Below are 13,040 nucleotides of genomic sequence, written 5' to 3'. Positions count from 1 at the left end.
AAATATAATGTTTGTCGAAAGTCTGGAAACTGGAGGGTTCAGCCCTCTTATTTCCAGTTATTATCCTAACAACGACTCCTCCATAAAGGAATTTGGGGAAATCTATTATAACAAAATCCCTTTAGATTGGTCCGGACTTGTAGATATATGGACTTATGATGAAAGGTTTTTTATTGGATTCAGGATTATAAACGGTGAAATAATCGGTGTAATTAATCAAGCAGGTGAAACTGGAATTGATGCCAAAAAGAAAAATCCTTTGGGTGCGAACTTTGACATTACTTGCAAATATTATCAAGTAACCTACTTGGCTTACACTGTAAGTGCAGGAGGCGTGACTACAGAACATTATAAAACAGGAATAGTCATGGAATGTAGCGGTGGAAGTATAGCCCATCAAGATACGCCTGTTATATATGACTATAGTCCTCCAACAGGAATAGGAGATTATGGAGGGGTTGGAGGGACAACTTCAAATACCGGTATAATAAACTATATCCCTCCACCTATCCCTGCGCCCGTCATTAAGATTTCTGTGGATGAAACATTTAGAAAAAACATGAAAGCAATCTGTCTTTTAAATAAACTCAGAGAAAATGAGTATTTTGAAAGAATGGCACAACAATTTGAAGGAGTTTATCCTGATATTAACCTTACTTTGTTTTTAAACGACCTTCCTCCAAGTATAAATGGTCAAGCACAATGGATGGGGGATGGTAAAAACATTCATATCACTATAAACCAAATGAGATTGACAGATCGATCTTCCCTTGAGGTAGCTAGAACATTACTTCATGAAATGATTCATGCTGATTTTTACAGAGCTGTAAAAACCAAGTACCCTTCTTACAATGATTTAATGTTTCAAAACACGTTTAATCAATATGTTATCAGATACCAAGGTTCTGCTGACCAGCATCATAATTTGATGGCTGAACGATATATTGATGTCATGGCAGGCATCCTTGAGGAAATACATAAAAAATTGGATTACAATGCATTTGCCTTAGCCATGAAAAATGTATATCCTAACGGAATTCCGAAAAGCTTCTATAAGTCTTTGGCTTGGGAGGGACTTACCGGAACCACAGCTTTCAAATTGATGGAAAAAATTACTGTTCATCCTCCTTTAAGATCACCTAATGACCTAAGAAATGAAGCAAAACTGTTATTGGAAACTTATGGAAGTAAAGAATGTAATCTGGAAATTAAACGTGATTAGGCACTTTAAAAAGACTTCTGAAAAAATGAAAAAAATAATATTAAACACAATTCTCATCCTTATCCTTCAATTCGTATTTACTCATTCCTATTGCAAGGATTTAATAAAAAATGAAAAAGACACAGTCCTAATTGTTTTCAACCGTGAAGCTCATTTCACAAAAGAATTCCAATCAGTGAATTATGTTTTTTCATATGTCCGTGGTGGCTTCGATGATCCGAACATGGAGGTTGGTATTTATTCTCTTATAACAACTCATAAAACTTTGGAATTGTCAATGGGCCAATTAAATCAAAAAGAAAAAATTTGGGACTTAGATCTCAATTTTAATGATTGGGCAACTGTTTGGTCAAAAACCGCAAAAGGATCTGCTGTATATGTAATCTTTCAAGATGAATTGATGCATAAAGATCGATTCATTTATGGCTTTAAAGTTCATGCATATCAAGTGAACCTCTACCTTTCTGCAATCGAATAACTTTATTTCAACAATCAGTTAAAGGTTTTTGGAATCATTGCTTAGAGCTTTTTTTCAAGGAATTTGGCGAGGCAATTAAATACAATCCAACTGCAACAGTAGATTATTCAGTAACATTTCTTAACGATGAAACGAAGAGAAATGGAATATCAAGTCATAAAAGGTGCAAATAACAAATGAAAAAAGTTCTTATTCTTTTATCGCTGATAGTAATCATGCCAATTGCGGCTTACTTGTATATTGCCAAATTAAGCCCTGAAGCAAGAATGGCCTCAAAAAATGTGGAAAATTCCAAAAAAATAAAAATAGGAATCCACAAAGAGCAACTTTTAGAAATCATGGGCACTCCTGTTTTAAAGGGAGGAAACGAAAAAAATGATTCCACTTTCTATTATACTGCTCCTTTTGCTTCTTCAGACGGGATTAATTTCGGCATAGATTCTTCAGGTGTTGTAATTCATATTCAGCTTTATGAATAAATAAATCCAAATCCCACTCAGCTTTCAGTGGGATTTTTTATTATATATCAAACTTGATCCCCTGCGCCAAAGGCAGGGAAGTACTGTAATTAATGGTATTGGTCTGACGACGCATGTAGGCTTTCCAAGAGTCGGAGCCTGATTCACGGCCTCCCCCGGTTTCTTTTTCTCCGCCAAAAGCACCGCCTATCTCTGCACCCGATGTGCCGATATTGACATTGGCAATACCGCAGTCGGAACCTGCAGCCGAAAGAAATGCTTCCGCCTCCCGCATGTTTAGCGTCATGATGGCTGAGGACAATCCCTGAGGCACACCGTTGTGCATAGCGATGGCTTCTTCAAGGGTATTGTATTTCATAATATAGAGGATCGGTGCAAAAGTCTCATGCTGTACCATTTCAAAATGGTTTTCAGCTTCAATGATACAAGGCTTCACATAGCAGCCGGATTCATAACCTGACCCGCTGAGTACTCCACCTTCGACCAACTCTTTTCCTCCCTCCTTTTTTACTTTTTCTATGGCTTTGAGATACATGTCCACGGCTTCTTTGTCGATCAAAGGACCTACATGGTTTTTCTCATCCAAAGGATTTCCTATAACCAATTTGGTGTAGGCCGCAGCCAACCTTTGCTTGAAAGTATCATAAATGGATTCGTGGATAATCAGCCTTCTTGTGGTAGTACAGCGCTGTCCTGCTGTCCCCACTGCCCCGAAAAGTGCACCACGGATGGCAATTTCCAGGTCAGCGTTTTCGGTTATGATAATGGCATTGTTTCCTCCGAGCTCTAACAATGACCTGCCTAATCTAGCAGCCACTGCTTGGCCAACGATTTTTCCCATACGGGTGGAACCTGTAGCGGAAATCAAAGGAACCCGGGGATCCTCGGTCATCATCTGCCCTACTTTGTAATCTCCTACAATCAAACCTGATATTCCTTCGGGCAAGTTATTTTCTTTTAGGACCTTACTGATAATATGCTGACAGGCAACTCCGGAAAGCGGCGCTTTCTCAGATGGCTTCCAGATACAGACGTCCCCGCATACCCATGCAATCATGCTGTTCCACGACCAAACTGCCACCGGGAAGTTAAATGCTGAGATAATCCCAACAACCCCGATCGGGTGCCATTGCTCATACATCCTGTGTCCCGGACGCTCTGAGTGCATGGTCAGACCGTAAAGTTGTCTGGAAAGCCCGACTGCAAAATCACAGATATCGATCATCTCCTGCACTTCTCCCAGGCCTTCCTGATAGGATTTGCCCATTTCGTAAGATACCAATTTACCTAAGTCGGCTTTTACTTCACGGAGTGCATTGCCCATTTGGCGGACGATTTCACCGCGCTTTGGCGCAGGTGTAGTTCTCCATATTTGGAATGCTTCCTGGGATTTGGCGATGACCTGTTCATAACTTTGACGGTCTGTCACCTGCACTTTGCCGATAAGTGCTCCATCGGCTGGAGAATAGGAGCTGATATACTCTTTTCCTGTATTGACCCACTCGTTGCCTGTGGAAGTTCCTAAGTTTTCAGGCTTAATCCCAAGATTTTGAAGAGCTGATTTGATGCCGAATTGATCTGACATGATATTGATTTATTTGGGTTTTTGATTTTTCTGAATTTTCTATAAAACTAAAAAAAATGTCTGGAATGCCTGATTTTATTTAGTCCTCAGACTTCTTCTTTGGAAGATATTTATTGATATCCACATAATCGAGATATTTCCTAAGTTTGGGACCAACGTCAAATCGATATATAAGGTTGATCCTATAATTGCCTGTTCGAAAATCAGTAACCAAACTCCTCGCTTCCTCTATCCGTACGTTATTGTGTACATAGTTGGCATTGATAGACCAAACAGGTCCGTTATATCCTACAAATCCCCTTAAGAAATAATTGGTGTTGAACCCCCATCCTCCTTCTTTATTGGTGTCAGAAGAAATTGTGGTATTCCCTAAGCCGATATTTCCTGAAACCATTCCTGTAATGAAGAAATGTTTGGCAAAAACTAATGTGTGAACATAACCTAAGTTAGGTCCAAATTCAAAAAAATCCATCCTGTTAAATTGTAAAGGGGCAGGGATAAAATCAGCAAGGATGTTTTGATCATCCCTGGCATTACCAACATAAAACTCTACTCCTGCCACAACACTTCCTGCAGATTTCTTTTGCCAAGCACTTTGAAGGAAAGCTGCCTTGAGCGAAAGTTTGTCTCCATTAAAAAGGTATTGGACATTGGCTCCAAATTTTCGCACACGCATCTCAGGAAACGCCAACTCTGAAGGAATATTAGCCATTGGGCCTGTATAACTGCGGAGAAAAAAACCTTGATAGAATTGACCAAACAAATCAATAACCCAATTCTTCGGATAAGCATGTGCCTGCAGATCTAGGTAACTTGTTTCTACCTGGTTTCGGTTTCTATTCATAAAATCAAACCCATAAGCGAGATTCAATGTGAAGTCATTGTAGGTAGCACCCACCCCGAGATTAAGTGTCGAATTGGGTTCAAGTACAATTCTTGCACTTTCATTTATTTCTGTTATCATCAAGGAGGTATATTTTCGCGAAGTATATAGTCTTGTGGTCAACATCTTCTTATAGGAAACATAATAAGAGGTATCTTCTTGGGCTAGAATATTAGAGGGTAAAAGAAAAATGAAACCTAAGGTCACTGAAATGCCAATTAAAAATCTTAAACCAAAAAGCCTGAAACAATAGCTACGTAGATTAACCATATCCAAAAATAAGCAATATCAGGTCTACAAATAAAAAAATCCGCAATACTTGCGGATTTTATAATGTCAAATGGAGATCAGGAAAAGTTATTATCTAGATAATCTCCATTCAGTTTTATTTCAAAAGTCTTTAGCAGAAAAAGTTGCTTAATCACCCGAGACAAATATAAAAAACTTTTGTTGAATATTACAACACCCTTTTCACGGTATTTTTTGATTAATTAGCCAAAAAATTATAAATCATTTTTATTAAAAGCTTAAAATCAAGGTTATAAGGCTGTTAAAACTATTTAGCAATCGATAAAATAAAAATATTTATTTTTATTTTACAGGTGTATGGTTTCCATTTTTTTCCCAAAAAAATGAATCTAATTAGTTGAATTTCAATTTATTAAATAATTAGTAAGTATTAGTTCCCTCCCTTTAGTTTCTTGTTAAAAAATTTAGATTACCATACCCATGAATTTTTATCAGCACAAATTGAAAAATTGTAAAGTAAAATTTTTCTTGAAATTTTCATATTATTTAAATTCAAAGATAAGCATATCACAATATTTGAGGCCAATAGAGGAATAATATAATACGTAGAACAGGTAACTTTCAACACAAGCGCCTAACTTGAACTACATGTGTTTTGACTATTATTCGAAAAAAAAACCATTACATAACGGATCAGAAAAATAAATTCAATGAAAACCAAAAAAAGAATTCCAAAAGTGCAAATACTGTCTGAGAGGAAATCAAAAACTATATTTTATCTCGTCCTTTCCAGAATTTTAAAAAATAATACTTAAAAGGATTGCTGTATTTCAACAACTTCCAAGGACGGCTTCCATGGGGCCTGTGAAGAACAGCCGTTTTCATCAGTACATAATTGTCATAATCCAGTTCTATTGTTTTTTTTGACATAAAAGTATCATACCAATCTTTGGAATCATCAAGTTCCATAAAATCATATTTCTCCAAAAATGATGGGGAAAACAGAGTGCAACAAAAACTCAGACTTCTCTGCGTTTTGATTACAGCTTCTTTTGAAGATTTGAATTTGAGGTAAGGAAAATTGACTTGTCCGTCTTCTCCTACAGTTATAGCTCCTATCAAACCTGATTTGGAGTTTTTCCGCAAAAATTCAATCATCTCACTGATTGTATTTTTCTTGATAATCACATCGGATTCGACGACAATCAAAGGCAAGCCCAAACTAACGGCTTCCTTTTGTGCCATTTGAAGTACAAGCTTATAATTCGGGGAAGGTGTGTCGGTAATGTCTTCCAAGTGGATCAATTGATACCCTATCTTGTCTTTTTCTTCTTCTAAGCGCTGCTTGGTTTCTTCTGAACTGAAATCGTTGAAAATGATATGCTTTACAGAATAGTCTGAATCTGCGATTGCCTGAGCGCATTCCAAAGTACTATCAAGGGAATTTTTGACGGGTGTGATGACTAAAGCTTCAGACATAGAAATGTGATTGGGTTAAAAACACAAAGTTATCAGATTAAAATGCATAAAAAAACCCTGAGGTTTTGACCTCAGGGTTGCTTGAAACTATTTGACGTTTATTAATTTATACGTATACGCTTTCTTGCACGTAGCCAAACAATAATTTGTGGGAGGAGCCATTAAACACCCAGTGGACTGTCCTATGTGAACCAGTATCCGTATTCGACACAACCTCCTACAGCCCAACGTGCAACATTGAGGATACTCATATATTATTTTAACAAAGCCAAGGCTTCTTTCATCCTTTTCAATGCTTCCACAAGCTCCTCATCAGAAGCAGCATAAGACAAGCGGATACAATTTGGTGCACCAAATGCTTCTCCTGTTACCAATGAAACATTTGCTTTTTCAAGAATATAAAGGCAGAAATCATCTGCCGTTTTGATGCTGTGCCCATCGGCGGATTTTCCGAAGAAATCAGAAATATCCGGAAAGAAATAGAATGCCCCCTCTGGGATATGGGTTTTGATTCCCGGAATTTCTGTAATCAAACCCAAAACCAAATCTCTTCTTCTAAGGTAGGCTTTCTCCATTTCTTTAGAAGGTAACTGGTCACCGGAAATGGCAGCCAATGCGGCTCTTTGGGCGATGCCCGTACCACCTGAAGTAAACTGTCCCTGCATTTTCTCACAAGCTTTGGCGATAAACAAAGGGGCACAGATATACCCTACTCTCCATCCTGTCATGGCGTATCCTTTTGAAAAACCATTGACCGTGATCGTTCTATCAAACATTCCCGGGAAGGAGGAGATGCTTGTATTTTTCCCCTTGAAATTGATCAATTCATATATTTCATCTGCAATGACAAAAAGATTTTCTTTCTTTTTGACGACTTCAGCAATGGCTTCCAACTCCTCTTTGCTGAATACAGATCCCGTAGGATTGCATGGAGAGGAATAGATCACTGCTTTAGTCCTATCGGTCAAAGCTGCTTCAAGCTGTCCTGCAGTTGCTTTAAAATTATTTTCAAGATTACCTTCGATTAACACCGGAACACCTCCGGCCAATTTGATGATCTCAGCATAACTCACCCAATAGGGAGAGAAAATGACCACCTCATCACCTTCATTGATGATACACATAAAGACATTGGCTATAGAATGCTTTGCACCCGTAGATACTACTATGTTTTCCGCTTTTGCCTGGGATATCTGATTCTCATCTCTGAGTTTTTTAGCAATCGCTTCTCTTAGGTCCTGATATCCTGCCACCGGGGAATACGCAAAATATTTGCCTTCATCGATGGCAGCTTTTGCAGCTTCCTGAATGTGTTTTGGTGTTTTGAAATCAGGCTCGCCTAAACTCAGACTGATGATATCTTTACCCTGGGCTTTGAGTTCCCGGGCTTTCTTTGCCATGGCCAGTGTGGCCGACTCCTCCATCTGAATGATGCGATCGGATAATATAGAATTCATTTTCTTGGTTGTTGTTTTAAATTCCGCCAAAAATACAGATTACAATGATTAATTCTAAACTTAAGAGCTGATTTGGTGAGGAATCTATATTTTTACAATAAAATAATGTCACCCGACAAATCGTTAAACAAATACATGAAAACAAGGCATTTATTTATTTTTACATTCATTCTTTTTTCCAACTCGGTGTTTGGACAAAAGGATAAAAAAACTGAAACGGTTGACCCAGATTCCTCAGGCATCGTTTCAGACAGGTTTCTTCCCACAGCAGCCCCTTTGCTTCTATTTGATGACAACACAAAAACCGAAAAAAAGAAAGCTGATAAGAAAAAAGTTAAAAAGAATATTTATTTCGGAGAAAAAACCAAAAAAGGATACGTCAAACAAAACATCAGAGATCAGACCCAATATCAGATTTATAACTATACTACCCAAAACAGGCCTGCTGACCCTTATATCCGAGACATTTATTGGATTGACAGCAGGGACAAAGTCATCCGTAGCAAAGATTTTGATCCGGCTAGAGGGTATCTTCTCCATGGCCCTTATGAAAGGGAAATAGGAGAAGTTTTAGTCGAAAAAGGGTATTTCTTTTTTGGCACTAAACATGGGACCTGGCTTACCTTTGATACCAAGACAGTGCTTCAGGACAAATTGCATTACTCAGAAGGTTGGCCAAAAGACTCCAAAGTCACCTATTACAATAGAGAACAAAAGAAAATTGAAAAGCTGATTCCAATAGAATATGATTTGATGGAAGGAAATTTTTTCCACTTCCATGAGGATGGACAGGTCGGCGTAGTCGGCGAATACCACTTTGGCGAAAAAGTGGGACTTTGGACAGAATATTGGAATACCAAAGGAAAAACAGTCAGAAAGAGGGAAATCCAATACCAAGAACATCCCTTCACCAAAAATTTTACCCCTTACATCAGAGCTGAATGGGATAAAGACGGCAATCTTGTCTATAGAAAAGAGGGGTTGGCATCAAATTAGACCTATTCAAAAAATCTATTATCCCTATAATTTTTATAGGTTTATATTTTTAAATGTTTTCTTATTCCTATATTTGTCATGCTAATAATTGGTATGACACAAGAACAATTCAGTAAGTACTCATTCCTGCTAGACAGAACAGCCAAAAGAGTGAAGCAGTATGCCCAAAGGAAATTCAAATTGGAGGACTTTGACATTACCGTGGATCAATGGCTGATCATGAAAAACCTTTCTGAAAATGAACTGCTAAGCCAGACAGAATTGGCACAGATGGTATTCAAAGACCAACCTACACTAACTAGGATTATTGATATACTCACCAAAAAAGGATATGTAGAGCGTGTCCCCCATCCTTTGGACAGGAGAAGTTTTCATTTGATATTGACTCCTGAAGGTATTTCTAAAGTGGAAGAACTGAAACCAAAGATTGCCTCAATCAGAGAAAAGGCTTGGGAAAACCTTGGGGAAACTGATTTTGATGAATTCAAAAGGATTCTAAATACCATTTATAACAATCTCGAATAGAATAAATGACAAGGATTAAAATATACTTGTTATACTAATTATATTTGCACGAACAATAAGACTGCTTGTTGGTTTAAAAAAATAAAAAGCAAACATCATGATTACTACTGACCTTTGTATCATCGGAGCCGGACCTGTTGGGTTATTCGCAGTATTTGAAGCAGGCTTACTTAAGATGCGTTGTCATCTGATCGATTACCTTCCTCAGGTAGGCGGACAGCTTTCAGAAATTTACCCCCAAAAGCCCATCTATGATATACCGGGATATCCTGAAATCAAAGCACAGGATTTGGTGGATAATCTGATGGAACAGATCAAGCCTTTCAAACCGACTTTTACTTTGGGAGAAAGGGTGGATCATTTGGCAAAGCAAGCCGACGGCTCATTCATTGTCACGACCAATGATAAAACCCAAGTGCATGCACAGGTAATCATCATCGCAGGAGGTTTGGGAGTATTTGAACCAAGAAAACCTGTTCTCGAAAATCTTGAGAAATTTGAAGGTAAAGGAGTGACTTATATGGTCAAGAATCCTGAGCACTTCAGAGATAAAAAAGTGATGCTAGCAGGTGGTGGTGATTCCGCGCTTGATTGGGCGATATACCTTTCCAATGTGGCGGAAAGGGTCACTTTGGTACACAGAAATGAAACATTTAGAGGCGCGCCCGACTCTGCTGCCAAAGTATACGACCTTGCCAATCAGGGAAAAATTGATTTGATTCTTTCTGCCAATCTGAAGGAACTTGGCGGAAACGGAACACTGAAAAAAGTGGTCTTGGAAGGAAAAAGCAAAGAAGAGATTTCGGTCGATACTGATTACTTGATTCCCCTATTCGGATTGAGTCCAAAACTCGGCCCTATAGCGGATTGGGGACTAAACATTGATAAAAATGCCATCGAAGTCGATACGCGGGATTATTCTACCGGTGTGGAAAGAATCTATGCCATCGGTGATATCAACACTTACCCCGGAAAATTGAAGCTGATACTTTGTGGATTCCATGAGGCGGCCATCATGATGCATTCGGCATTCAAATTTGTATACCCTGACCAAAAATTAAGCTTTAAATATACTACCGTCAATGGTGTCAATTCATTTTAATCTTACTTTTGGAACATGGTTACATTTACTGTAGAAGATCACGACGGCAACCGTCAACCTGTGGAAGCTCCCATTGATATGGGGTTGAACTTAATGGAAATATTAAAAGCCTGTGAATATCCTGTCTTGGCCACTTGTGGTGGCATGGCACTTTGTGCTACCTGCCATGTAGAGATTTTAGAAGGGAAGGATGAACTTGGTCATGCTTCGGATGCGGAGCTTGACCAATTAGAAAATCTTCCCGAATACTATCCAACCAGCAGACTTGCGTGTCAGGTCAGGATAAGCCCCATGCTTGAAGGAGCTGTAGTCAAGTTAAGAGGAGAAGACAATTGATTAAAAACCCCGGCCAAAAACGGGGTTTTATTTTTTCCTGAAAATTTTAGAAACAGTATTTGAGAATCCCTCAAAATCCTGAATCCCGGAAAGTAACGGATTGATAATGGAAGTTCCGATATAATTGTGCCGTCCACCTTCTTCGAGGTCAAACTGCATGGGATAAATGAGGATGTAATTGTTCTTATTGAAATATTTGTTCAAAAATTTAGGGATCTTATTCATCACAGGATCAAACGACACGCCACTTTTTCTGCTCAACACCACCATCAGTGCATCATTTTCCTTCAAATCCCTTGAGATAATCAAAAAATCTTCCCAATCTGAAAATTCAACAAACCCAGTTTCGATGCTGTATTTTTTCTGTACTTCTGCAATGTATTTAAGCGTTTCTTTGGCGCCATAAAACACCAACTTACAGCCGGTATTTCTTCCTATATTCCAGACTCTCAATAGCCAGAAAACAAATCCCATTTCCTTTTCAGCATTTTCAGGTACTACTATAATGTACCTGCTTACAGTATTTAGCGGTTGATGACTTTGGTAAATAAAAGCCGTGATGTTGCTTTTGCTCAAAATCCCTTCTGTAAGTTTTCCTAAAAATGAATCAGAGATTCCATGTTGTTTGTGAAGCCCCAAAATAATGTCTGTGACTTTGTTTTCTTTAACCACATTGGTGATTCCGTTGACCAGATTAGAATCATACCTGATCAATTCGGTCAATTTGTTATCAGTAGCGGCTGCACTGATGCTTGCTTTTTCCAAAAGCTTTTTTGCAAATTTCTCTTTGCTTTCGTCTGAGGAATCAGAAGGAACAATATTCAAAGCATAGAGGGAATTCTTTGAAGCTTTGGATTTGATGGTTACGCCAAGATGAATCAGCTCCTCGATATTTTCAGGATAATTGACGGGGATCAAAATCCTTTCTTCAACTTCTTTCTCACTGTCAGCGTCACTTTCAGTTGCATCCTCTTCCAATGCAAGTTGGGCAGCACCTTTTTGTGCCACAAGAGATGCTATGGTACAAGTCACCAAAATCATCAAAATTGTTCCGTTCAAAATACTGTCGCCCAGCAACCTGATAGGTTCACCTGATTCCGTTTCTCCTACAATAACTTTGTAACCTACCAAAACCGCAGCCAATGTCGCGGCTGCTTGGGCATTGCTCAATCCAAAAATAACATCTCTCTGAGCCCGTGAAAAATTGAATGTTTTTTGAGTGAAATAAGCTGCTAAAAACTTGGACAGGGTAGCGATAACAGTCATCACTATGGCAACAAATATGGTTTCTTTGTCCATGTAAAAAACCCTAAAATTTATTAACATTCCGACACCAATAAGGAAAAATGGTATAAACAATGCATTGCCTACAAACTCGATCCGATTCATCAATGGTGAGGTATGGGGAACAAGCCTGTTCAAGGCCAATCCCACAAGAAATGCTCCGATGATGGCTTCAATACCTGCAGCTTCAGCCAAAAAAGCTCCAAGGAAAACCAAGGCCAAAACAAAAATATACTGGGAAATATTGTCATCATTCCTCTTGAAAAACCACCTTCCAAGTATTGGAAACAGGAAAATGATAATCCCTGCAAAAACCAGAATTGATACACCCAGTTTCAACCAAAAGCCTCCGGTCACTTCACCCGTGGACATTCCTACGACAACGGCTAGGACCAATAAAGCAAGCGTATCAGTGATCAAAGTTCCTCCCACAGCGACGCTCACTGCTTTGTTTTTGATCACGCCCATCTTACTGATGATCGGATAGGCGATCAGGGTATGGGAAGCAAACATACTTGCCAAAAGAACGGAAGTCGGAATACTGAAATTAAGCACATAAATCCCCGCCAAGGTTCCTAATGCCATGGGAATCAAAAAGGTATACATACCAAACACCATGCTTTTGCTGCTATTTTTCTTAAAGTCACCAAGATCAATTTCAAGTCCGGCCAAAAACATGATATACAGCAATCCTACAGTCCCAAATAGAACAACACTGCTATCCCGCTCCAAAAGGTTTATCCCATTTGGCCCGATAGCCGCACCTGCCAAGATCAAACCTATCAGTTGGGGTATTTTTATTTTATTCAATAAAATAGGAGCAAATAAAATGATAAAAAGGATGCTCGAAAAAATCAAGACTGGGTTTTCCCAGGGAAGTTTAAAGCTCAAGTCTGCACAAAAAACCATAGTATCGAATTTCAAATAAACTCTAAATTACGATAAAATATCCCAATAAAATCCTT

The 13,040-nt window shown here is 38.6% G+C and carries 12 protein-coding genes; 7 read left to right on the top strand and 5 right to left on the bottom strand.

Features of this window, described 5'->3' with window-relative positions; all coding sequences use genetic code 11:
* The first annotated feature begins 7 nt into the window (after nt 1–7).
* The 3 genes from MMU07_RS04230 (at nt 8) to MMU07_RS04220 (ending at nt 2,179) form a co-directional block, all read left to right on the top strand.
* A complete protein-coding gene (locus MMU07_RS04230) occupies nt 8–1,222 on the top strand; it encodes a hypothetical protein (protein WP_241124592.1) in 1,215 nt (404 codons plus the stop codon).
* Between the two features lie 25 nt (nt 1,223–1,247).
* Entirely contained in the window at nt 1,248–1,700 is a 453-nt protein-coding gene (locus tag MMU07_RS04225; protein ID WP_241124591.1) for a hypothetical protein, read from the top strand.
* Nucleotides 1,701–1,876: 176 nt separating this feature from the next.
* A complete protein-coding gene (locus MMU07_RS04220; protein ID WP_241124590.1) occupies nt 1,877–2,179 on the top strand; it encodes an outer membrane protein assembly factor BamE in 303 nt (100 codons plus the stop codon).
* Between the two features lie 40 nt (nt 2,180–2,219).
* Here the strand turns inward: MMU07_RS04220 and amaB are convergent, their stop codons facing one another.
* From amaB to MMU07_RS04200, 4 genes are all read right to left on the bottom strand, one after another.
* Complete coding sequence (gene amaB, locus MMU07_RS04215) at nt 2,220–3,764, bottom strand: L-piperidine-6-carboxylate dehydrogenase (RefSeq protein WP_241124589.1); 1,545 nt, start codon at nt 3,762–3,764, stop codon at nt 2,220–2,222.
* 79 nt (nt 3,765–3,843) lie between these two features.
* Nucleotides 3,844–4,917, bottom strand: a complete 1,074-nt coding sequence (locus MMU07_RS04210) for a DUF4421 domain-containing protein (protein WP_241124588.1) — start codon at nt 4,915–4,917, stop codon at nt 3,844–3,846.
* A gap of 747 nt (nt 4,918–5,664) precedes the next feature.
* On the bottom strand, nt 5,665–6,375 hold the full coding sequence (locus tag MMU07_RS04205) for a glycosyltransferase (protein ID WP_241124587.1): 711 nt from the start codon (nt 6,373–6,375) through the stop codon (nt 5,665–5,667).
* A gap of 254 nt (nt 6,376–6,629) precedes the next feature.
* Nucleotides 6,630–7,832: a pyridoxal phosphate-dependent aminotransferase gene (locus MMU07_RS04200; protein ID WP_241124586.1), complete on the bottom strand. Its 1,203-nt coding sequence runs from the start codon at nt 7,830–7,832 to the stop codon at nt 6,630–6,632.
* A gap of 135 nt (nt 7,833–7,967) precedes the next feature.
* Between MMU07_RS04200 and MMU07_RS04195 the strand changes: the two genes are divergently transcribed.
* From MMU07_RS04195 to MMU07_RS04180, 4 genes are all read left to right on the top strand, one after another.
* Nucleotides 7,968–8,828: a toxin-antitoxin system YwqK family antitoxin gene (locus tag MMU07_RS04195; protein WP_241124585.1), complete on the top strand. Its 861-nt coding sequence runs from the start codon at nt 7,968–7,970 to the stop codon at nt 8,826–8,828.
* A 93-nt stretch (nt 8,829–8,921) separates the two neighbouring features.
* Complete coding sequence (locus MMU07_RS04190) at nt 8,922–9,353, top strand: MarR family winged helix-turn-helix transcriptional regulator (protein WP_241124584.1); 432 nt, start codon at nt 8,922–8,924, stop codon at nt 9,351–9,353.
* Nucleotides 9,354–9,450: 97 nt separating this feature from the next.
* The gene (locus MMU07_RS04185) at nt 9,451–10,455 is read left to right on the top strand and encodes an NAD(P)/FAD-dependent oxidoreductase (RefSeq protein ID WP_241124583.1); all 1,005 of its coding nucleotides are present in this window, start codon (nt 9,451–9,453) and stop codon (nt 10,453–10,455) included.
* Nucleotides 10,456–10,470: 15 nt separating this feature from the next.
* Complete coding sequence (locus MMU07_RS04180) at nt 10,471–10,791, top strand: 2Fe-2S iron-sulfur cluster-binding protein (RefSeq protein WP_241124582.1); 321 nt, start codon at nt 10,471–10,473, stop codon at nt 10,789–10,791.
* A 27-nt stretch (nt 10,792–10,818) separates the two neighbouring features.
* Here MMU07_RS04180 and MMU07_RS04175 read toward each other — a convergent pair whose 3' ends face one another.
* The gene (locus tag MMU07_RS04175) at nt 10,819–12,984 is read right to left on the bottom strand and encodes a cation:proton antiporter domain-containing protein (RefSeq protein WP_241124624.1); all 2,166 of its coding nucleotides are present in this window, start codon (nt 12,982–12,984) and stop codon (nt 10,819–10,821) included.
* Nucleotides 12,985–13,040 lie beyond the last annotated feature (56 nt).

Origin of the sequence: Cognataquiflexum nitidum (assembly GCF_022538055.1) — a bacterium.
Lineage (GTDB): Bacteria > Bacteroidota > Bacteroidia > Cytophagales > Cyclobacteriaceae > Cognataquiflexum > Cognataquiflexum nitidum.
The sequence above is the reverse complement of the archived record's forward strand: the minus strand, read 5'-3'. Positions and strand labels throughout refer to the sequence as shown.